General features: G+C 68.3%; 21 protein-coding genes. 13 read left to right on the forward strand and 8 right to left on the reverse strand.

Annotation, left to right across the window (positions count from 1 at the left end; translation table 11 throughout):
- Positions 1 to 25: 25 nt before the first annotated feature.
- The 3 genes from OG507_RS22060 (at position 26) to OG507_RS22070 (ending at position 1,605) form a co-directional block, all read left to right on the forward strand.
- On the forward strand, positions 26 to 496 hold the full coding sequence (locus tag OG507_RS22060; protein WP_327368908.1) for an ATP-binding protein: 471 nt from the start codon (positions 26 to 28) through the stop codon (positions 494 to 496).
- A gap of 9 nt (positions 497 to 505) precedes the next feature.
- Positions 506 to 874: an iron chaperone gene (locus OG507_RS22065; RefSeq protein ID WP_327368909.1), complete on the forward strand. Its 369-nt coding sequence runs from the start codon at positions 506 to 508 to the stop codon at positions 872 to 874.
- An 86-nt stretch (positions 875 to 960) separates the two neighbouring features.
- Positions 961 to 1,605, forward strand: a complete 645-nt coding sequence (locus tag OG507_RS22070; RefSeq protein WP_327368910.1) for a GNAT family N-acetyltransferase — start codon at positions 961 to 963, stop codon at positions 1,603 to 1,605.
- 60 nt (positions 1,606 to 1,665) lie between these two features.
- Here OG507_RS22070 and OG507_RS22075 read toward each other — a convergent pair whose 3' ends face one another.
- Positions 1,666 to 2,139: a carboxymuconolactone decarboxylase family protein gene (locus OG507_RS22075; RefSeq protein WP_327368911.1), complete on the reverse strand. Its 474-nt coding sequence runs from the start codon at positions 2,137 to 2,139 to the stop codon at positions 1,666 to 1,668.
- 310 nt (positions 2,140 to 2,449) lie between these two features.
- Between OG507_RS22075 and OG507_RS22080 the strand changes: the two genes are divergently transcribed.
- From OG507_RS22080 to OG507_RS22105, 6 genes are all read left to right on the forward strand, one after another.
- Positions 2,450 to 2,854 carry a hypothetical protein gene (locus OG507_RS22080; protein WP_327368912.1) on the forward strand — a complete coding sequence of 135 codons (405 nt, stop codon included), beginning with the start codon at positions 2,450 to 2,452 and terminating at the stop codon, positions 2,852 to 2,854.
- Entirely contained in the window at positions 2,851 to 4,722 is a 1,872-nt protein-coding gene (locus OG507_RS22085) for an alpha/beta hydrolase (RefSeq protein ID WP_327368913.1), read from the forward strand. Before OG507_RS22080 ends, OG507_RS22085 begins: the two co-directional genes overlap by 4 nt.
- An 840-nt stretch (positions 4,723 to 5,562) precedes the next feature.
- The gene (locus OG507_RS22090; protein ID WP_327368914.1) at positions 5,563 to 7,836 is read left to right on the forward strand and encodes an alpha/beta hydrolase; all 2,274 of its coding nucleotides are present in this window, start codon (positions 5,563 to 5,565) and stop codon (positions 7,834 to 7,836) included.
- On the forward strand, positions 7,833 to 8,423 hold the full coding sequence (locus OG507_RS22095) for a hypothetical protein (RefSeq protein WP_327368915.1): 591 nt from the start codon (positions 7,833 to 7,835) through the stop codon (positions 8,421 to 8,423). Before OG507_RS22090 ends, OG507_RS22095 begins: the two co-directional genes overlap by 4 nt.
- Positions 8,424 to 8,534: 111 nt before the next feature.
- The gene (locus OG507_RS22100; protein WP_327368916.1) at positions 8,535 to 9,545 is read left to right on the forward strand and encodes a bifunctional lytic transglycosylase/C40 family peptidase; all 1,011 of its coding nucleotides are present in this window, start codon (positions 8,535 to 8,537) and stop codon (positions 9,543 to 9,545) included.
- Between the two features lie 268 nt (positions 9,546 to 9,813).
- The gene (locus OG507_RS22105; protein ID WP_327368917.1) at positions 9,814 to 10,545 is read left to right on the forward strand and encodes a phosphatase PAP2 family protein; all 732 of its coding nucleotides are present in this window, start codon (positions 9,814 to 9,816) and stop codon (positions 10,543 to 10,545) included.
- Between the two features lie 74 nt (positions 10,546 to 10,619).
- On the opposite strand, the gene OG507_RS22110 is transcribed toward OG507_RS22105, so the two are convergent.
- Both OG507_RS22110 and OG507_RS22115 read right to left on the reverse strand, forming a co-directional pair.
- A complete protein-coding gene (locus OG507_RS22110; RefSeq protein ID WP_327368918.1) occupies positions 10,620 to 12,248 on the reverse strand; it encodes an FAD-binding oxidoreductase in 1,629 nt (542 codons plus the stop codon).
- A gap of 69 nt (positions 12,249 to 12,317) precedes the next feature.
- On the reverse strand, positions 12,318 to 12,506 hold the full coding sequence (locus OG507_RS22115; protein WP_442811110.1) for a hypothetical protein: 189 nt from the start codon (positions 12,504 to 12,506) through the stop codon (positions 12,318 to 12,320).
- Between the two features lie 133 nt (positions 12,507 to 12,639).
- On the opposite strand from OG507_RS22115, the gene OG507_RS22120 reads away from it, so the two are divergent.
- Positions 12,640 to 13,548 (forward strand): hypothetical protein, encoded by a 909-nt coding sequence (locus tag OG507_RS22120; protein ID WP_327368919.1) that lies wholly within the window; start codon positions 12,640 to 12,642, stop codon positions 13,546 to 13,548.
- A 131-nt stretch (positions 13,549 to 13,679) separates the two neighbouring features.
- Entirely contained in the window at positions 13,680 to 13,874 is a 195-nt protein-coding gene (locus OG507_RS22125) for a hypothetical protein (RefSeq protein ID WP_327368920.1), read from the forward strand.
- A 22-nt stretch (positions 13,875 to 13,896) separates the two neighbouring features.
- On the opposite strand, the gene OG507_RS22130 is transcribed toward OG507_RS22125, so the two are convergent.
- Entirely contained in the window at positions 13,897 to 14,289 is a 393-nt protein-coding gene (locus OG507_RS22130) for a metal-sensitive transcriptional regulator (protein WP_327368921.1), read from the reverse strand.
- Between the two features lie 200 nt (positions 14,290 to 14,489).
- On the opposite strand from OG507_RS22130, the gene OG507_RS22135 reads away from it, so the two are divergent.
- Complete coding sequence (locus OG507_RS22135; RefSeq protein WP_327368922.1) at positions 14,490 to 15,110, forward strand: DUF47 domain-containing protein; 621 nt, start codon at positions 14,490 to 14,492, stop codon at positions 15,108 to 15,110.
- Between the two features lie 5 nt (positions 15,111 to 15,115).
- Complete coding sequence (locus OG507_RS22140; RefSeq protein WP_327368923.1) at positions 15,116 to 16,114, forward strand: inorganic phosphate transporter; 999 nt, start codon at positions 15,116 to 15,118, stop codon at positions 16,112 to 16,114.
- Between the two features lie 172 nt (positions 16,115 to 16,286).
- Here the strand turns inward: OG507_RS22140 and pstB are convergent, their stop codons facing one another.
- The 4 genes from pstB to pstS form a co-directional block, all read right to left on the reverse strand.
- Positions 16,287 to 17,063 carry a phosphate ABC transporter ATP-binding protein PstB gene (gene pstB, locus OG507_RS22145; protein ID WP_327368924.1) on the reverse strand — a complete coding sequence of 259 codons (777 nt, stop codon included), beginning with the start codon at positions 17,061 to 17,063 and terminating at the stop codon, positions 16,287 to 16,289.
- 28 nt (positions 17,064 to 17,091) lie between these two features.
- Positions 17,092 to 18,177: a phosphate ABC transporter permease PstA gene (gene pstA / locus OG507_RS22150; protein ID WP_327368925.1), complete on the reverse strand. Its 1,086-nt coding sequence runs from the start codon at positions 18,175 to 18,177 to the stop codon at positions 17,092 to 17,094.
- Positions 18,174 to 19,169 carry a phosphate ABC transporter permease subunit PstC gene (gene pstC, locus OG507_RS22155; protein WP_327368926.1) on the reverse strand — a complete coding sequence of 332 codons (996 nt, stop codon included), beginning with the start codon at positions 19,167 to 19,169 and terminating at the stop codon, positions 18,174 to 18,176. Before pstC ends, pstA begins: the two co-directional genes overlap by 4 nt.
- 141 nt (positions 19,170 to 19,310) lie before the next feature.
- Positions 19,311 to 20,450 (reverse strand): phosphate ABC transporter substrate-binding protein PstS, encoded by a 1,140-nt coding sequence (pstS, locus tag OG507_RS22160; RefSeq protein ID WP_327368927.1) that lies wholly within the window; start codon positions 20,448 to 20,450, stop codon positions 19,311 to 19,313.
- Positions 20,451 to 20,596 lie beyond the last annotated feature (146 nt).

The following is a 20,596-nucleotide window of genomic DNA, read 5'->3' on the forward strand; positions in this document are numbered from 1 at the left end:
CTTCCCTCCGTGAACGGAGACTTCCATGGTCAGTGCCACGGTATCCCCGCCCTGGACATACACCCTCCAACTCCCGCAGGATCCCCGCGCCCCCGGTGTGGCCCGCTCGACGCTTCGTACCGTGCTGCGCGTGCACGGCATGAGCGAACTCATCGAGATCGCGGAGCTGTTGGCGTGCGAGCTGGTCACCAATGCGTACCTGCACTCCTCGGGGCCGTACTCCCTGCGCATGCGCGATGCCGGGCGCAGCCGTGTCCGGCTGAGCGTCTGGGACACCGATCCGCACATTCCCGCTCCGTTCCGCTGGAGTGCCGAGGCTCCGGCGGAGCTGGCTGAGCGGGGGCGGGGGCTCTATCTCGTCACCCTTTACGCGGAGAGCTGGGGCGCGTATCCCATGCGGGGTGCGTTGCCGGGGCAGGGCGGGAAGCTGCTCTGGGTGGAGTGTGCGGCGAAGGGGGACGGCGGGGCGGGCGACAGGGGTGCGGGGCGGGCATAGCCTCGTTGCATGGTGCGCAGCGAGGCGAAGGACGTGGCCGGGTATCTGGCCGAGGTACCCGAGGAGCGCAGGGACGCCTTGGCGAGGTTGCGGAGCCTGTGCCGGGCGGAGCTGGCCGGGTTCGACGAGGTCATGGCGTACGGGATGCCCGCGTACGAGCGGGACGGCACCGCGGAGATCGCGTTCGCCTCGCAGAAGCAGTACGTCTCCTTCTACTTGATGCGCAGCGATGTGCGTGAGGCGTTCGCGGAGCGGCTGGCAGGGCAGGACATGGGCAAGGGCTGTCTGCGCTTCCGTAGGACGGAGGCCATCGACTTCGACCTGTTGCGGGATCTGCTCCGGGCCACGGCGGCCGCGGGGCCGGGCGCGGTCTGCTGAGCGGGTCGGTCAGGCCCGTGCTTCCGTACCCGTACACCGGTGGAAAACCATTGGCATTGGACCGGGCCGCCGCGTAGGAAGGGACCATGAGTACCTCTCTGCCCGTGCCTCCGCCCGCCGTACAGGGCCCCGGCGAGCGACGGAATTTCGTACGTACCACGCTCGACCTGGGGGACGTACTGCTGCGCCCATGGGGGCGGGAGGCCGCCGAGCTGGAGGTGCTGCTGGACGGGCTGGTCGCCGCGGCGGCGGACCCGTTGATCGCCCGCTGGAACCCCTTTCGCGCAGCCGACCGCAGCGAGGCCGTGGCGGCGCTTGAGCATCGCGAAGCCATCTGGGACAGCGGTGACGCCGCTCTCTTCGCCGTGCTGGACGCCACCGGCGACGCTCTGCTGGGCAATGTCACCCTGCGCTGGGTCGACCGTGCGGACGGTCTCGCGATGATCGGCTACTGGATGCTCCCGGCCGCCCGTGGACGGGGTTTGGCCACCAGGGGGACCGGGGCGGTGACCGGTTGGGCCTTCGCCACGGCCGACGCGCGTCGGATCGAGATCGCCCACGCCGCCGGCAACGAGGCCTCCTGCCGGGTGGCCGACCGCTGTGGCTACCTCCCCGAGGGCACCCTGCGGGCGTCCCACCGCTACGGCGACGGCGTGTACCACGACGAGCATCTGCATGCCCGCCTCGCCACCGACCCGGAACCGGACAGCGTGCCAGGACAGCGCGCGTAGGCCGGTTCGTTCGGACGCCCCCGGGCCCCGGCGAGGGGTGCCCGGGGGCGTGTGACCGAGTTATCCGAACTGGCCGGGCTGGTAGTCGCCGGCGGGCTGGCGGACGATGACGTTCACGCGGTTGAAGGCGTTGATGAGGGCGATGATCGACACCAGGGCGGCGAGCTGGTCCTCGTCATAGTGCTTGGCGGCATTCGCCCAGACCTCGTCCGTGACGCCACCGGACGCGTCGGCGATGCGGGTGCCCTGCTCCGTCAGCTCCAGGGCGGCACGCTCGGCGTCGGTGAACACCTTGGCCTCCCGCCAGGCCGCGACCAGGTTGAGGCGCACCGAGGTCTCCCCGGCGTGTGCGGCGTCCTTGGTGTGCATGTCGGTGCAGAAGCCGCAGCCGTTGATCTGGCTGGCGCGGATCTTCACCAGTTCCTGCGTCGCGGCCGGCAGTGTCGAGTCAGCGATCACCTTGCCCGCCGAGGCGAGGTGCCTCAGGGCCTTGGCCGCGACCGGGTTGTCGAGAAGGTTCAAGCGAGCATCCATGGTGCACTCCTTGCCGTTTTCGGTGGCTACACCTCCTTGACGGGGCTGCTCGACAAGATGTGACGGGAACGGATGTGACGTACGTCTCGGAGTCGCTCGGACCGCTGCCGAGACGCCCTTCCCCGCCATCCACGTCATTCCGGCCACTTCGTTCGGGTGAATGACCTGGTCCGGCGTGCCGGGCCTCAAAGGGCGTTACGCCTTGTGGCGTGTGCGGGCGCGGCGTGTCGCGCACACGTGATTTGGCACAGTGCCGCTCCACGACCAAGTCCACGGTCGAGGACGGAGCGGGGTGGTCGGAGTGGCAGCGGTGGGACAGCCGGGTGACCGGGAGCGGCTGAGTGATCTGGCGGGCGGGGCGGGTGGCGGTGGTGCCGGTGCCGGTGCCGTGCGAGACGTGCTGAAGCACAGCGACGGGGTCTGGCTGCGGGCCGCCGGTGGTGCGGAGGGGATGTGCACGCACCTCGGCCCGGTGAGGTCGGAACTGGCGGCCGCGCACGAGGGTCTGCTCGCCGGAACGGCCGGTCTGACCGCGCTGGCCGAGCTGGGGTCCGTACGGGAGTCGTGGGAGCGGCGGTTCGAGGCCGCGCGGGGGGAGTGCGCGGCGCTGGCCGGGAAGCTGAGGGCCGTCGCGCGGGCCCAGGGCGAGACGAACGAGAGCGTGAAGTCGTCGTTCGCGCCGGTGGCGTCGCCGGACCGGGGTGGGGCGCGATGACCCTCACCTGGGCGCAGTTACAGGACCTGAAGTGCGGCGAACTGGAGGGCGCGGCCGACGGCTGGGGCAAGGCGAGCAACCGTGCCGACGCGGGGCGGGACCGGATCGAGACGCAGCTCCTGAACGGATTGCGCGGTACGCAGCGGGGTGCGGCGGCGGAGGCGGCGGTCGGGCGGCTCCAGCAGATGAGCCGGAACCTGGGTTACGTCTACACGGAGTGCGGTCTGCTCCGTACGACGCTGAACAGCCTGGCCCACGAACTGCGGGCCCAGCAACGGGCGTTGCGGGAGGCGCTGGATGATGCGGAGTCCCTGAAGTTCACGGTGCACGCGGACGGTTCGGTGACGTACCCGGCCGCGGGCGAGGGCCTGATCGACGGCAAGCCGTTGCCGGGCGGGAAGGCATCGGTGGGCGAGGCGCCCGGCCTGCTGCCGCCGTCGGGCCTGGTCGCGCCCAACCCGAACGCGGCGAAGGCGCGGGACATCGCGGACCGGGTGGCCAAGGCCGTGCGGACGGCGGCCGAGATCGACTGGCGGTACGCCCGCATCCTGCGCAAGTTGAGGGCCGAGGAGGGCCTGAAGGTCCCCGACACCACGTGGGCCGACGCGGCGGGCGACGCGGCGGCGGTACGGGATGCGGCACGCGGCTACCTGAAAGCCGGCATCCCCCACGACGCCTCCCCGGCCGAGCGGAAGGCCTGGTGGTCCGCCCTGACGGACGAACAGCGCGAGGAGTACCTGGCGGTGTACCCGGACCGGATCGGAAACTTGGACGGCATTCCGGCGCTGGTGCGGGACGCGGCGAACCGGGACAACCTGCAGCTGCTGATGGGGAAGCTGGAGGGGCGCGACGACCCGAGATCGGAGACGCAGCTGGCAGGCCTGCGGGAGATCGACCGGCAGCTGAGGGAGGGCCGTCAGCCTCCGATGTTCCTGCTCGGCATCGGGGACGAGGGGAATGGACGGGCGATCGTTTCGTTCGGGAATCCGGATACGGCAAGGAATGTCTCGGCGTATGTGCCGGGGTTGGGGACGGCCCTCGACGAGGAATTCGCGAAGAGTGATTTGAAGCGGGCTAGGGATACGGCTCTAGGGGCCAAGGAAATGAACCCCGAGTCTCCGAGCGCTTCGATTGTATGGCTTGGATACGACGCACCGCAGACGTCAGCCGGTGATCCTTTGGGGAACTTGGATGTAATGGGTGAACAAAATGCTAGGGCTGGCGCTCATGCATATAACAGATTCATGGCTGGAATTTCTTCCACCAGTCAGTACGGAGACCCGCACGTTACGGCCATTGGTCATTCGTATGGGTCCTTGACTGTCGGCTTGGCTGCACAGGAGCGAAGTGGCATTCCAGGTGCTGATGACATCATTCTGGTGGGCAGCCCGGGGACGGGTGCACGAACCGCCGAAGATCTAGGTGTTGGTAAGGATCACGTCTTCGTGGGGGCGGCTGAGAATGACCCGGTTACCAAATTGCCCAATAGCAAGGAGGCGAGCGGAATCGGGGCTGGTGTTGCTGGCGGGGCATCGACGGGCTTCGTGCTGGGCGCGAGCGCGGGTCCAGTTGGCGCTGTCATCGGTGGTGCAGCAGGGGGGCTTGCTGGCGGATTCGCCGGATACGCGTCACAGGATGCACAGTCTGACGACAGCGAGGTCTGGTTTGGAACTGACCCGGCACACCGAGACTTCGGGGCAAACAGGTTTGCCGTGAGTGATGGTCCGCGCCCGTTCGAGCGAGGCCATGGCCCGGTGGAGGCGCATTCAAATTATTTCAACCCTTCTAAGGATCTGATGTCAGCGGACAATATCGCAAGAATCGTTTCGGGGAAGTCGGAAGAGATTCAACGGGAGCGTCCCAGATGAGGGTGTCCGCCGCTCTTTTGATCGCGGCATCGATGCTTCTTTTCGGGTGTGAATCCGTGGATGGCTCGCCAGCTTCGAGTGATGGTGGAGGCAACGTGAACATGAATATGCAAGAAGCTGCGGACAGGGCAGATGGGATCCTCGATGATACGTTTGCGAGAATTCATCCGCCAGTTAATTGGGTTCACGGAGAGAGCACGGAAGGAAGTTGCGACGTTTCTCGGCGTCGTGCTGTGGTGACCGTAATTTCCGAACAGCGTAGAGGGAGCTTCCTCGGAATCGTGGAGCGAGGTTGGAAGGAATCTGGATATCGCCAACTCGGAGTCAATGCCAACGCTGCAAGTCCTGCAACCTATTTCGAGACGCCGGATGGGTTCCGAGTGAGGCTCCTCATCGGAGGACGCGGCCAGGCATTCTTCGAAGTGGCGACACCTTGCGTCGAAGAGTCCAGGGTTGCGCCGCCAACCCCGGCTCCTGGCGAAGAGGTGCACGTTGGGAAGCCAGTTCCGCCTCCCAACGTCCGCTCCGATTTCTGGTCCGCCGGGGCTCCCTGACGCAGTCTCATCGTCCCCAATGACCCGTAACCAGCCGCTCGGTGCGGATAAAGGACGTGCTGGTCACCGGGGACATTGAGTCTGGCATTGGGCCCTGGGGCCCATGCCGCGCCCCGTGTTGGTGTGGTCGCATACAGAGACCGATCGAACTGTCGCTGCGCCCACTCACAAAGCTGGGAGACTCGTCGTGTCTGGCATACGAGAATTAGCCGCTCCAGATGGCGCCGATGTGCGTGGTGCCGACGCCCGTCCGGGCAGGCAGTCGTTGTCGCGCTCGCTGCAGGCGGTGCTGATTCTCGTTCGATTGCTCTTCGTCGTCACGGTCGTGGGCGCGATCGACGCGCTGGTCGTGGCCTCGTCCGTCGACGCGGTGGACGGTCACCTCCTGGGCATGGTGCTGTACGCCGCACTGCCCGGCGTCACCGGATTCGTACTCTCGCTGTACCTGCGCACCGGCGGTGTCTGGATCCGGCGCGGGCTCCTCGCCGTACATGCCTGGCTCATCCTCGGCGCCCTGGCGGTGCTGGGTGAGGACACCGGTGGGCAAGGTGTGGCGCAGCTGGTGGTGCCGGTTGTCGTCGTCGTTCTGCTGTTGCGGTCCGGCTCGCGCGAATGGTTCGGGCTCGGTCCTGAACAGCGTGCCGGGCACCGGCCGTTCAGCATCGCGCGGTTGATCAAGTGGCGTCGGGACTCCGGTCAGACCGCGATGGAGTACCTGGGAATGACCCTCGTGGTCGTGGCCCTCGTCGGCGGGCTCGTGGCTACGGGCATCGGCGGGCAGCTGACCGGGGAGATCCGGAACGCCATCTGCCGACTGACCGGAAGCGCCTGCCCGGCACCCGATGTCGACGTGGTCGCCGGCAATGGCACGAATACGGGCACGGATACGGGCACGGATACGGATACGGATACGGGTAGCGGTGGCGGCACCTCGACCGGCGGCGGATCCGATTCCGCCGGAGGCGCGGGCTCTGAAGGCTCGACCGTGACCGGTGGCACCGGGGCAGGAGGATCTGACACCTCCGGTGGGTCCACCTCGGCCGGTGGCGCCGACACCTCCTCATCCTCCGGCTCGGCCACCGGCTCTTCTTCTTCGCAGGTCGACGCGGGTAGACAAACCCCTGACCCGGCCTCCTCCCGCCCCTCCGACGGCAACTTCCTCACCGGCGTCGTCGGCGACGACGGGCTCTGGGGTGACGTCAGCGGCGTCGTCGACACGGTCATCCACCCCGTCGACAGCGCAAAGGGCATCGCCGACCAGTACGCCCAGGCCGCACACGGCGCCGGGGACAAGTGGGGCAAGGGCGAATACGTCGCGGCCGCCTGGGACATGACCGAGGCGTCCGGCGGGGGCGGCGGCGCGGTTGCCGGGCTGCCCGGCTCCGGTACGCGCGTCGAGGCGGCGGTACGGGACGCGGAGCGCGACTACCTCAACGACCGCATCCCGAAAAATGCCACCGCCGCTCAACGCAAGGACTGGTGGGACGGGCTGACGCAGCAACAGCGCGATCAGTACCTGGAGCTCTCCCCGGACCGGATCGGAAATCTCGACGGCATTCCCGCGGCGGACAGGGACGCGGCCAACCGGAGAAACCTCCCGGAGCTGATGTCGAAGCTGGAGGGGAAGACCGACTCCAAGTCGAAGGACCAGCTGGCGGGCCTGCGGGAGATCGACCGGCAGCTGAAGGAGGGGAGCTCGCCGCCGATGTATCTGCTCGGCATCAGCGACGAGGGGAACGGCCGGGCGATCGTCTCCTTCGGGAACCCCGACACCTCGAAGAACGTGTCGGCCTATGTGCCGGGGCTGAACACCTCCCTCGACGAGGAGTTCGCGAAGAACGACCTCAAGCGTGCCCGTGACACGGCGATCGGCGCCCAGGGGTACGAGCAGTCCACCGCGTCGATCGTCTGGCTCGGCTACGACGCACCGCAGACCCCCGACGGGCTGCGGAGCCTGGCGGTCGCGGGCACCGGCCGGGCGGAGAAGGGCGGCGTGGCCTACAGCGACTTCATGGGCGGCATCGCGGCCACCAACCAGAACAAGGACCCGCACATCACGGCGATCGGGCACTCCTACGGTTCACGCACCGTGGGTGCCGCGACGCAGCGCGACGGCGGCATTCCGGGCGTGGACGACATCATCCTGGTCGGCAGCCCGGGGGTGGGAGTGGATCGTGCCGTGGACCTCGGCGTCGGCAGCGGGCACGTCTTCGTCGGCGCCGCGGCCAACGACCCGGTGACCCAGCTCCCGTCCAAGACGCAGGCCGCGGTGGGCGCGGTGGGGATGATCCTGGGTGGCCCCGCCGGTGCATACTTCGCCGGAGACCTGGCCGATCCGGGCGACGACGACCTCTGGTTCGGCAAGGACCCGGCGAGCAGGGCCTTCGGGGCCACACGATTCCCGGTGGCCCCCGGCCAGCCGCTGATCAGCACGAACGGTGTGAGCTTCGACGCGCACTCCAACTACTTCGATCCGGTACGGGACGCCATGTCGGCGGACGGCATCGCTCTGATCGTGTCGGGACACTCCGACAGGCTCAAGATGGAGGAACAGCGATGAAGCGAAGGTTCCAGATCGTCGCGGCGACCCTGGCTGTCGGTTTCGCGCTGGCCGGCTGCGGCAGCGTCGACGGACGGTCGGGCGGCAGCAGCACAAAGGCTTCCACCGGGAGCACCGAGGAGACCAGCGACATGAACATGCAGGAGGCCGCCGAACGGTCCGACGGCATGCTCGACGCCGTACTCGACCAGATCGACCCCGAGGTGCAGTGGGCGCACGGCCCGACGACGACGGGCAGCTGCGATGTGACGCGCAGGCGCACCGTGATGACCATCGTGTCGGCGGAGCGCCGGCAGAGCTTCCTGGACCAGGTCGAGCAGTTCTGGCGCAAGAGCGATTACCGCATCAAGGCGAAGAACAACGACAAGGTGTTCCCGGCGGTCTACGCGCAGACGAAGGACGGCTTCGGTATCAGTGTGAGTTTCCGCGGCAAGGGACAGGCGTTCTTCGAGGCGGACAGTCCCTGTGTGAAGGAGTCGAAGGTCGCCGATTCCGCCTCCGAGCCGAACGGACCTGCCTACGAAGGGGTCTACCCGCTTCCGCGCCCCAACGTGCACTCCGACTACTGGTCCGCCGGAGCGTCCTGACGTCAGGTCAGTACGCCGGAGTGGCCGGTCAACGACCCTGACGACCCGGATGATTCGTACACACCCGCGAAACCGCCCATGAACCCGGCTCCGATGGGGGATGGTTGAGGGGTGCGGAAATTCTGGGTGGTCGGTGGCATCGGCGCAGGCATGGCCATGTGCTTCGTGGCGCTGCTCGTCGTCGGTACGTACTCGGCCGCTGCCGGACTCGTCGGTTCCGGCAGCAGTGGGGCCGTAGGGCTGGCGAAGGGGGCCGTGCCCGCGAAGTTCCAGCCGCTGGTGCAGAAGTGGGGCAACCTCTGTTCCGCCATCAACCCGGCCCTGCTGGCCGCCCAGCTGTACCAGGAGAGCGGGTGGAACCCCCGGGCCCAGAGTCCCGCCGCCGCTCAGGGCATCGCCCAGTTCATCCCGGGCACCTGGGCCGGACACGGGATCGACGGGGACAACGACGGGGACCGGGACGTATGGGATCCGGCCGACGCGATCCCGTCCGCCGCCTCGTACGACTGCGAACTGGCCGGGTACGTGAAGAAGGTGCCCGGGGACCCGACCGACAACATGCTGGCCGCGTACAACGCCGGTGCGTACCGGGTGATCCGCGCGGGCGGGGTCCCGGACATCGCGGAGACGCAGAACTACGTCACCGTCATCCGGTCCCTGGAGAAGAGCTTCGCCCGGCCCGTCGGACGGGTGCAGCCTTCGCAGCAGGCGGCCGGGGCGATCTACTTCGCGCAGAAGAAGCTCGGTACGAAGTACCTGTGGGGCGGCAACGGAACGGCCGAGCAGGGCGGGCGGTTCGACTGTTCGGGGCTGACCCAGGCCGCGTACCGCACCGTGGACATCGAGCTGCCGCGCGTGGCGAACGATCAGTACAACGCCGGGCCGCACCCCTCGCGGGACGAGCTGCTCCCCGGAGACCTGGTGTTCTTTTCGGACGATCTGAACAACTCGCGGGCCATCCATCACGTGGGGCTCTACGTCGGGGGCGGGTACATGATCAACGCCCCCTACACCGGTGCAGTGATCCGGTTCGACAAGATCGATACACCCGACTACTTCGGCGCGACGCGCGTGACCAAGGACGGGGCCGCGGCTCTTCCGACCGCCCTGCCGACGGGATGATGCACGGGCGGCGGTGGCCGGAACTCTCCGTGAAGCCTGGGCCCTGAGCTGCGATGATGAGTCACTCTTCGATAACGTCATGGTGATCATTCGGTGGAGAGTGGAACGTACACCCGGAGCGCGTCGTTCCCTGGGTGGACCGGCAGACCAGCCACCACGCACGACCGAATTACCGATCCACATAGTGATCGAACCGACACGGGGGTTCGTCAAAGCGGTGCACATGGACGTGCCCCGCGGCAGCAGACAAGGCAAGGGGCCGCAGCAGATGGCTGGACTCGCACTGGATGGGTCGAACCCCGACGTCAGCCTGCTCTACGACATCAACGGACTCGCGAAGTCCGCTCCCACCTGGTTCGACCGGGTCATGGAGTTCGTCGGCGAGTACGGGATCATGCTCGGCATGGTCCTGGTGGTCCTGTGGTGCTGGTGGAGCGTACGCCGGCGCGGCACGGCCGACGATTCGGTGACGGCGGTCGCCGGGATCGTGTGGGCTCCGCTCGCCGCCGGGATCGCACTGCTCATCAACATCCCGATCCGCGGTTTCGTGGAGCGGCCGCGCCCGTTCCGGGACCACCAGGGGCTGGATGTCCTGGTGGACGGGAAGAACGACTTCTCCTTCGTGAGCGACCACGCCACGATGGCGATGGCCCTGGCCGTCGGGCTCTTCGTGGCCAACCGGAAGTTCGGCATCGCGGCGATCGGCCTCGCCCTGCTGGAAGGCTTCTGCCGGATCTACATGGGTGTCCACTACCCGACCGACGTCATCGGCGGCTTCGCCCTCGGCACGGCAGCCGCGCTGCTGCTCGCCCCGCTGGCCATGATGCTGCTGACCCCGTTGGTGACGGCCGTCTCCTGTTCGGACCGGCTCGGACGGCTCGTGCGTTCGCGCCGGCCGGTGTCCTCGGCAGCGGCCGACGGGCGGTCGGGGGCGCTCGGGATCCCCGAGCCGCGCCCGGGAACGGGCGGCGGGAACGGCGAGAAGGACCTGGCCGCGTAGGGAAGAGGACAGGAAGGGCGCGGCAGGCCGTTGTCATGCCGCGCCCTTGACCGTGCGTCAGAGACCTTCGGGAGTCAGAGAGCCTGCGGGAAGGTGAAGAGACGGCCGGGGTCGTACTGCCTCTTCAGCTGGGTGAGACGGTCGGCCGCCGAACCGTAGTAGGCCTGGCGCCAGTCGGTCAGCGTCGGGTCGGTGTAGTTCTGGTACGCCGCCCCGGACGCGTACCGTCGCATCGCCGCGTGGGTGTTTTTCAGCCAGTCCTGCTGGGCCTTGCCCGCCGTGCCGGGGCTCCAGGCGCCGATGTACTGGGCGAGTACGCGTGAGCGGCGGTGGACGAACGCCGTCGCCTGCGGGGAGACCCGGTTGATCGCCCCGCCGAGCGCGGTGAGCGCGATGGAACCGGCGCCTGCGCCCTGGCTCACGGGAATCCGTGTGAATGCCGTGGCCCGGTCGAGCAGCGCGTTCACGCCCGCCGGGGACAGGGAGCGGTCGTAGAAATCGGATGCGGCGGCGTACGTCTCGCGCTGGAGCGTGCCCTGCGGGGTGCGGCCGGGTGTCGTGCCCGGCAGATGGCACTGGGCGTCGGAGATGCCCGCGCAGCCCGCGTACCCGAGCATCGCCTCCTGGTAGCTGCGGCGGCGCAGCGAGACGGAGGATGCCGGGGCGCCGATCCGGTCGGCGAGGCGGTCGACGGCGTTCTGCAGGTCACCGTACGCACCGAGGCTGAACGCGGCCACCGAGACCGTCGGGTCGACGCCGCCCGGGCCCGCGTCGAGATGGGCCGAGGACCAGATCTCGTCGGGCTGGGACGGCCCCCACTCCTGCCAGGCCGTGATGACGGAGCGGGCGCGCGACCAGGGCCAGGACATGTACGCGGTGACGGTCTGCGGGACCGGGCGGGTACGGAACCTCAGCTCGGTGACCACGCCGAAGTTGCCGTTGCCCGCGCCGCGCAGCGCCCAGAAGAGGTCCGGGTGGTGCTTGGCGTCCACGGTGAGGGTCTTGCCGTCGGCCGTGACGAGGGTCGCCGCGGTGAGGCTGTCGCAGGTCAGCCCGTACGCGCGGGAGGCGACGCCATGGCCGCCGCCGAGGGTGAGGCCGGAGATGCCGACCGTGGGGCAGGAGCCGCCGGGGATCGTCAGGCCGTGGCGGACGAGGCCCTGGTAGACGTCGATGAGCTTGGCGCCCGCGCCGATCGCGCCGGTCTTCTCGACGCGGGACAGCGACGAGACGTCGATGACCAGACGGCCGTTGCCGCTCGACCAGCCCGCGTAGGAGTGTCCGCCGCTGCGGATGGAGACGGGGGTGGCGGTGCGGCGGGCGAAGGCCAGGCACTCGCGGATGTCCGCCTCGTGCCTGACGTATGCGACGGCGGCGGGTTTCTGGCCGTCGAAGCGGGTGTTGTAGAGCTGACGGGCCGTCGGGTAGGCCGCGTCCTGAGGACGGACAAGGGTGCCGTCGAGGCTCTTGGCCAGGGCTGACCAGTCCGCCGGGCCGGAGGGGGAGGGCTTCGACGAGGCCGGTGCGGCGGGAGTGCTGCCCTTGGTGGCCGATGTGCCCGAGGGGTCGCCGCCGGATTCGGCGCCCGAGTTCGGACCGGAGCCGGACGCGCCGCTGCAGGCGGTCGCCGTGACGCCGGTGAGCGCTGCTGCGACGCCCGCCGTGAGCAGGGTGCGCCGGTCGGGCAGGAGCGGCAGGTTCATCGGGCCTCCGGGGCAGGGCACTCATGGGCCGGTCGGTGGGGGGAAGAGGAAGGAGGAGGGGGTACGACGTCAGGGCGCCGCGCTGTGTTCCGCGGCGTCCGTGCGCGCCCGGTCCCGGGAGCGGCGGGCCGGTCCGGACCAGCCGCAGCTGCAGCGGGCGGTGCAGAAGGAGCCGCGTTCCACGGTCGTGGACTCGTGTCCGGAGGACGCGGGGGTGGGGGACGTCTGCGGGGCCTCTTCGGTGTGTTGGACGTACACCCGTCCACGGTACTGGGCGCGGCCACCCGGCGGCGTGGCGTAGGGGAGCGGCGTGACGGGGGACACGGGCTGTCGTTATGCGGAACGGGTGGGGGGCTCGGGCAAGCGGTACGTCGTTGGGGGTTGGCAGGCGATGGTGGTGCAGCAGCACAGGTCCGGAGGCGGGGCGCGCGCTGTCTGCGCCCTTGCCGTGGTGGGCGTGATGGCGGCGACCGCCGGATGCGCGGGCGGCGGTGGCGGCGGGGACCGTGCCATGGCCGACGAACGGGGCGGGGCCGACACCTCCCTCGACGCGGTCCACCGCGCGGCCGCCGTGCTGGCGGGGACGACGAGCGGGACCGGGGCGGGGCGGATGACCGGGGCCACGCCCGGGGCCGGAGCCGGAAGTGCCGAGGTGCGTACGTCGATGGAGACCGCGGCGGGCGGGACGCGGGTGACGATCAGGGGCCGGGGCACGTACGACTTCCGCCGTCAGATGGGCCGGCTCAAGGTCGTGCTGCCCAAGGACGCCGCCGGTGAGGACGAGCACCGCCCCATCACCGAACTGCTGACCCCCGGCGCTCTCTACATGATGAACCGCGGCGCCGGAGTGCCCGCGGACAAGTGGGTCAGGATCGACACGACGACCCTGGAGGACGGCAATCTGGTCACCGGCGGGGTGACCGATCCGATGGCCGCCGCCGAGCTGCTGCGCGGGGCGCAGCAGGCGACGTACGTGGGGACGACCGATCTCGCCGGGGTGGCCGTGCGGCACTACCGGGGGATCTCGGACATCGGCCGGGCGGCGAGCGAGGCCTCGCCGCAGTCGCGTGGAGCCCTCGCCGCGGCGGCGAAGGGCTTCCATACGGACACGGTGCCGTTCGATGCGTATCTGGACGACCAGGGGCGGCTGCGCAAGGTCCGCCACCGGTTCAGCTTCGCCAACGAGGGACCGGCGGCGGAGGTGGTGTCGACGACGCTGCTGTACGGATTCGGGGTGCCGGTGACCGTACGGCTGCCGGACGAACGCGACATCTACACCGGGAGGATCCAGCAGCGGTAGCCGCGCGACAGACGGACGAAGACGGGGACGTAGGCAGGCCGGTGGCGCGAAATGGTCCGTCCGTGCCATGCGCGGCACGTGGTCCGCTCCCTACGCTAGGAAGCCGGCGACGGCAGTGAGAGGTGAGTGACGTGGTGACGCTCAGCGCGCGGACCGTATCCGACCATGTGGCCCTCGCCGAGATCGAGCTCTGCGGAGAGCTGATGATCGCCGCGTCGGCCGCCGTCGGGGAACGGCTCAGTGCGGACCGTATCGACGAGGTGCTGAACGTCCGGGTGACCGCCGAGCGAACCACCGTCCCCCGGCAGGCCGAGCACCGGGGGTGAGTGCGGGGCGGCCCGCACCCGGTCAGGTACGGAGCAGGCGGGCGATCGCCTTCGTGGCCTCCTCGACCTTCGCGTCGATCTCCTCGCCCCCCTTGACCGCCGCGTCGGCGACGCAGTGGCGCAGGTGCTCCTCCAGCAGCTGGAGCGCGAAGGACTGGAGCGCCTTCGTGGACGCCGAGACCTGGGTGAGTATGTCGATGCAGTAGACGTCCTCGTCGACCATGCGCTGCAGACCGCGGATCTGGCCCTCGATCCGGCGCAGCCGCTTGAGGTGCTCGGCCTTCTGGTGGTGGTAGCCGTGTATACCCCGGTCGTGGTCGGTGACGACCGCTCCCGTCTCCACCGCTTCCTTCTCCGCGGGTTCCTTCTCCACAGTGGTGGAGGCGGTGGTCCCGGCGGCCTCGGTGGTGGTCATTGCTGCCTCCCGTTTTCCCTTTACCCTGCCGTTTATATACCCCTGGTGGGTATATCCTAACGAATTCTGCCGAAACGTGACCGGGGGCCCGTGCTGATCACCGGGCCCGATGCGCGACACTGAAGAATGCCGGTTAGCCGTGGCCGGATGATGCGCCTAGCATCAGCCTGACCAAATCCAAAGCACCCCGAGGACCCCACGTGCGCTTTCGTCTGACCCCCAGGGAGACGAGCTTCTATGACATGTTCTCCGCATCCGCGGACAACATCGTCACGGGCTCGAAACTCCTGATGGAACTGCTCGGGGCGGACTCTGCCTCCCGAGTCGAGATCGCGGAGCGCATGCGGGCAGCGGAACACGCGGGGGACGACGCCACCCACGCGATCTTCCACCAGCTGAACTCCTCTTTCATCACGCCGTTCGACCGTGAGGACATCTACAACCTCGCATCGTCGCTCGACGACATCATGGACTTCATGGAGGAGGCCGTCGACCTGGTCGTGCTGTACCAGGTCGAAGAACTCCCCAGGGGAGTCGAGCAGCAGATCGAGGTGCTGGCACGGGCGGCCGAGCTGACCGCCGAGGCGATGCCGAGTCTGCGGACCATGGACAACCTCACCGAATACTGGATCGAGGTCAACCGTCTGGAGAACCAGGCGGACCAGATCCACCGCAAGCTGCTCGCCCACCTCTTCAACGGCAAGTACGACGCCATAGAGGTGCTGAAGCTCAAGCAGATCGTGGACGTGCTGGAAGAGGCGGCCGACGCGTTCGAGCACGTCGCCAACACGGTGGAGACCATCGCGGTCAAGGAGTCCTGAACCACGTGGACACCTTTGCGCTGATCGTGACCATTGGTGTCGCGCTCGGCTTCACCTATACCAACGGCTTCCACGACTCGGCGAACGCGATCGCCACGTCCGTCTCCACCCGTGCACTGACACCGCGTGCGGCGCTGGCGATGGCCGCGGTGATGAACCTCGCGGGTGCGTTTCTCGGCAGCGGTGTCGCCAAGACCGTGAGCGAGGGTCTGATCGCGACCCCCGAGGGGGACAAGGGGATGGGAATCCTCTTCGCCGCGCTCGTCGGTGCGATCATCTGGAACCTCGTCACCTGGTACTTCGGGCTGCCGTCCTCGTCCTCGCACGCGCTGTTCGGCGGCATGGTCGGTGCGGCGCTCGCCGGCGGAACGCTGGTGCACTGGGACGGGGTGCTCGACAAGGTCGTCATCCCGATGTTCCTCTCGCCGGTCATCGGTCTGATCGTCGGCTATCTGGTGATGGTCGCGATCATGTGGATGTTCCGGAGGGCCAACCCGCACAAGGCCAAGCGCGGCTTCCGGATCGCCCAGACGGTCTCGGCCGCGGGCATGGCGCTCGGTCATGGTCTGCAGGACGCGCAGAAGACGATGGGTGTCGTCGTGATGGCCCTGGTCATCGCCGATGTCGAGAGCCCGAGCGACCCGATTCCGGTCTGGGTGAAGCTCGTCTGCGCGCTGATGCTCTCGCTGGGTACGTACGCGGGCGGCTGGCGCATCATGCGTACGCTCGGCCGGAAGATCATCGAGCTGGACCCGCCGCAGGGGTTCGCGGCGGAGACGACGGGTGCGTCGATCATGTTCGGCTCGGCGTTCATGTTCCATGCGCCGATCTCCACGACGCATGTGATCACCTCGGCGATCATGGGCGTGGGCGCCACGAAGCGGGTGAACGCGGTGCGGTGGGGGGTTGCCAAGAACATCATCCTGGGGTGGTTCATCACGATGCCGGCCGCGGGGTTGGTGGCTGCCGCGAGTTATGGGGTTGTGGTGCTGCTGTTCGGGTGACGGGACGTGGGGTCACCCGGGTCGTCCGGTGGCCGCTTTGTCCTCGATCGCCGTACGGGCTTGAGTTCGGCCGGCCAGACGGGTTCGCCCCGCCCCCTGTACAGGGAGCGGGGCGAACCCTTTGCCTTACGGGTGGCACCGCCATGCAGCACCCAAAGGCCATCCTTGGGGTTTATCCGAAGCGGCCCGAGATGTAGTCCTCGGTGGCCTGGACGGACGGGTTGGAGAAGATGCGTTCCGTCTCGTCGATCTCGATGAGCTTGCCGGGCTTGCCGACCGCTGAGAGGTTGAAGAACGCCGTGCGGTCCGAGACTCGGGCCGCCTGCTGCATGTTGTGCGTCACGATGACGATCGTGAAGCGCTCCTTCAGCTCGCCGATCAGGTCCTCGATGGCGAGGGTGGAGATCGGGTCCAGGGCGGAGCACGGCTCGTCCATCAGCAGCACGTCCGGCTCGACCGCGATCGCGCGGGCGATGCACAGGCGCTGCTGCTGACCGCCGGAGAGACCGGAACCGGGCTTGTTCAGCCGGTCCTTGACCTCGTTCCAGAGGTTCGCGCCGCGCAGGGACTTCTCGACGACGTCCGACAACTGGTTCTTCTTGTACGAGCCGTTCAGCTTGAGGCCCGCCGCGACGTTGTCGAAGATCGACATGGTCGGGAACGGGTTCGGACGCTGGAAGACCATGCCGACCGTGCGGCGCACGGTGACCGGGTCGACGTTCGCCCCGTACAGGTTCTCGTCGTCCAGCAGCACCTTGCCCTCCACGCGGCCACCGGGGGTGACCTCGTGCATGCGGTTCAGGGTGCGCAGGAAGGTGGACTTGCCGCAGCCGGACGGGCCGATGAAGGCGGTCACGGAGCGGGGCTCCACGGTCATCGAGATGTCCTCGATGGCGAGGTGGGAGCCGTAATAGGCGGACAGACCGCTGACGTCGATGCGCTTGGCCATCTGAATCACTGCTTCTTTCGTGCCGCGGTCAGCGGCCGGTCTTCGGGGCCTTCCAGCGGGCGATGCCGCGGGCCACCAGGTTGAGGATCATGACGAAGGCGATCAGGACCAGAGCAGCGGCCCAGGCACGGTCGTACGACGCCTCGCTGCCGATCTTGTACTGCTCCCAGATGTAGAAGGGGAGCGAGGACTGTGCACCTTGGAAGGGGTTGGAGTTGATCAGCTGGCTGCCGAAGACCAGCAGGATGATCGGCGCGGTCTCACCGGCGATCCGGGCGATCGCGAGCATCACACCGGTGGTGATGCCGCCGATCGCGGTGGGGATGACCACCTTCAGGATGGTGCGCCACTTCGGGATGCCGAGGGCGAGCGATGCCTCGCGGAGCTCGTTCGGGACGAGCTTGAGCATCTCCTCGGTGGAGCGGACCACGACCGGGATCATCAGGATCGTGAGCGCGAGCGAACCCATCAGGCCGGACGGCTGGAGCTTCGCGATCAGCATGATCGACAGGATGAAGAGACCGGCGACGATGGACGGGATGCCCGTCATCACGTCGACGAAGAAGGTGACGGCCTTGGCGAGCGCGCCCTTGCCGTACTCCACCAGATAGACCGCGGTCAGCAGGCCGATCGGGGCGGATATCAGGGTGGCGATGCCGACCTGCTCCAGGGTGCCGATCAGCGCGTGGTAGACGCCGCCGCCCGGCTCGATGCCGGGGACACCGGCCATGGAGTGGCTCAGGAAGTAACCGTCGAGGACCTTGGCACCACGGCTGACCGTGGTCCAGATCAGCGAGAACAGCGGGACGACGGCGAGGAGGAAGCACACCCAGACGACGCTGGTGGCGAGCCGGTCCCTGGCCTGGCGCTGGTTCTCGACGACCGTCGTCGTGACGTAGGAGATGACGACGAAGAGCAGGGCGGAGAACAGTCCCCACTGGGTGCGGCTGTGCCAGCCCGCCGCCGCGCCCGTGCCCACGCCCAGTGCGAGCGCGACGGCCGCGAAGGCGAGGGGGGCCCAGCGGGGAAGGGACCGGCTGCTGAGGCTGGTCCTGTGTGCGGGCGCCATCGGAGTGGGGCGTTCCTGGATGCCGGTGTTGGCTGCCTGGCTCATGCGTTGGCCCCCGAGTATTCCTTGCGGCGGGCGATGATCAGCCGGGCCGCGCCGTTGACCAGCAGGGTGAGGATGAAGAGCACGAGGCCGGAGGCGATCAGGGCGTCACGCCCGAACTGGTCGGCCTCGTCGAACTTCGCGGCGATGTTCTGGGCGAACGTTCCGCCACCCGGATTGAGCAGATGCCCGGAGATGACGAAGCTCGGCGACAGGACCGTGGCGACGGCCATCGTCTCGCCGAGCGCACGGCCCAGGCCCAGCATCGACGCGGAGATCACGCCGGAGCGGCCGAAGGGGAGCACCGAGAGGCGGATGACCTCCCAGCGGGTGGCGCCGAGGGCGAGAGCGGCTTCCTCGTGCATCTTCGGGACCTGGAGGAAGACCTCGCGGCTGACGCTGGTCACGATCGGCAGGATCATGATCGCGAGCAGGATGCCGACGGTGAAGAGCGAGCGGGCGACGCCGACCTCGGTCTTCTCGAAGAGGTAGGTCCAGCCGAAGAACTGGTCGAGCCAGAGGTTCAGGCCCTCCAGGTACGGGACCAGGAAGAGGGCGCCCCAGATGCCGTACACGATGCTCGGTACTGCGGCGAGCAGATCGACGACGTATGCGAGGGGCGCGGCCAGCTTGCGCGGCGCGTAGTGGGAGATGAACAGGGCGATGCCGACAGCGACCGGGACGGCGATGGCCATCGCGACGATCGAGCTGACGACCGTGCCGAAGAGGAGGACCGCGATGCCGAAGACCGGCGGGTCGCCGGCCGGGTTCCAGTCGAAGGTGGTGAGGAAGTTGCCCTCGTCCTTCGTGACGGCGAGCGTGGCGCGGTAGGTGAGGAACGCGGCGATCGACGCCATGATCACGAGCAGCAGAATGCCCGAGCCCCTGGAGAGGCCCAGGAATACCTTGTCGCCCGCGCGCCCGGTCTTGGGCTTGGCGCGCCTGCGCGCCACCGGCGGTGCCGGCGGCGTGTCTATCGGTGTGGTGGAAGCCATGGTCTTTCCGGTCTGTGTGGGGGAGCGGCGGGCTCCCCTGGCGGCGGTGCACCGGATGGGTGGTGGCGATGGCCGGCCCGGAGGGGTGCTCCGGGCCGGCCTGCCTTGTGTTGCTGCGGGTGCTGCTGGTGTTGCTTGTTACTAGTTGAGGGACGCGATGGTCTCGCGGACCTTGGCGTTGATCTCGGTCGGGATCGGCGCGTAGCCGGCCTCGGAGAGGAGCTTCTGGCCCGCGTCACCGGCGGTGTAGGTCAGGAAGGACTTGACGGTGGGAAGGGTCTCGGCCTTGTTGCCCGTGTCGCAGACGACCTCGTACGTCACCAGGACGATCGGGTAGGCACCCTCGGCCTTGGTGGTGTAGTCGAGGTCGAGCGCCAGGTCCTTGCCGGTGCCCTTGATCTTGGCGGCGGCGATGGCCTTGGAGGCGTTCTCCGAGGAGGCCTTGACCGGGGCGGAGCCACCGGTGTTGATGTCGACGGTGGAGATCGACTGCGAGGTGGCGTAGCTGAGCTCGAAGTAGCCGATCGAGCCGTCGACCTGCTTCACCTGGGCGGCGACACCGGCGGAGCCGGACGCGGCCTGGCCACCGGGGGCCGGCCACTTCTTCTCGGCCTCGTACTTCCAGTCGCTCGGGGCGGCAGCACCGAGGTACTTGCCCAGGTTCTGCGTGGTGCCGGAGTCCTCGGAGCGGTGGAAGGGCTGGATGGCCTTGTCCGGGAGCTTGGCGCCGGTGTTGAGCTTGGCGATCGCCGCGTCGTTCCACTTCTTGATCTTGCCGTCGAAGATCTTGGCAAGGGTGGGGGCGTCCAGCGTGAGGCTGTCGACACCCTCCAGGTGGTAACCGATGGCGACCGGGCCGCCGACCATCGGAAGGTTTATGCCCTGGCCGGTCTTGCAGATCTTCTTCGAGTCGGCGACCTCTTCGGGCTTCAGCGCCGAGTCGGAACCGGCGAAGCCGACCGTGCCCTGGTTGAAGGCGACGATGCCCTCACCGGAGGAGGACGACTTGTAGTTGACCTCGACGCCCGTGCAGCCGGCCATGTAGTTCTTGACCCAGAGGTCCATGGCGTTCTTCTGCGCGCTGGAGCCGGAGGCGAGCAGCTGGCCCTTGGCGTCGTCACACTTGATGTCCGACGCGGCGGTCGTCTTGCCGCCGTTGCCACCGGTGGTCGCGTCGCCGCTGTTGTTGTCGGAACCGCACGCCGTGAGGACCAGGGCGCTGGAGACGGCGAGGGCACCGAGCGCGGTGGCACGAAGCCGGTTCTTGCGCTGAAGCTTCACTTTCGGGTGTTTCCTTCCAGGAGCCGCCGAGGTCAGTTTTGTTCTACGACGGCGTGCGATGTGGTGGGTGCTGCGGCGGTTTCGCCGCGCACCGTGCACAGCCGAAGTTAGGCAGAACAGGTGAAGGCGCCTACGGAGGAGAGTGA

The sequence above is a fragment of the Streptomyces sp. NBC_01217 genome, from assembly GCF_035994185.1.
Taxonomy (GTDB): Bacteria; Actinomycetota; Actinomycetes; order Streptomycetales; family Streptomycetaceae; genus Streptomyces.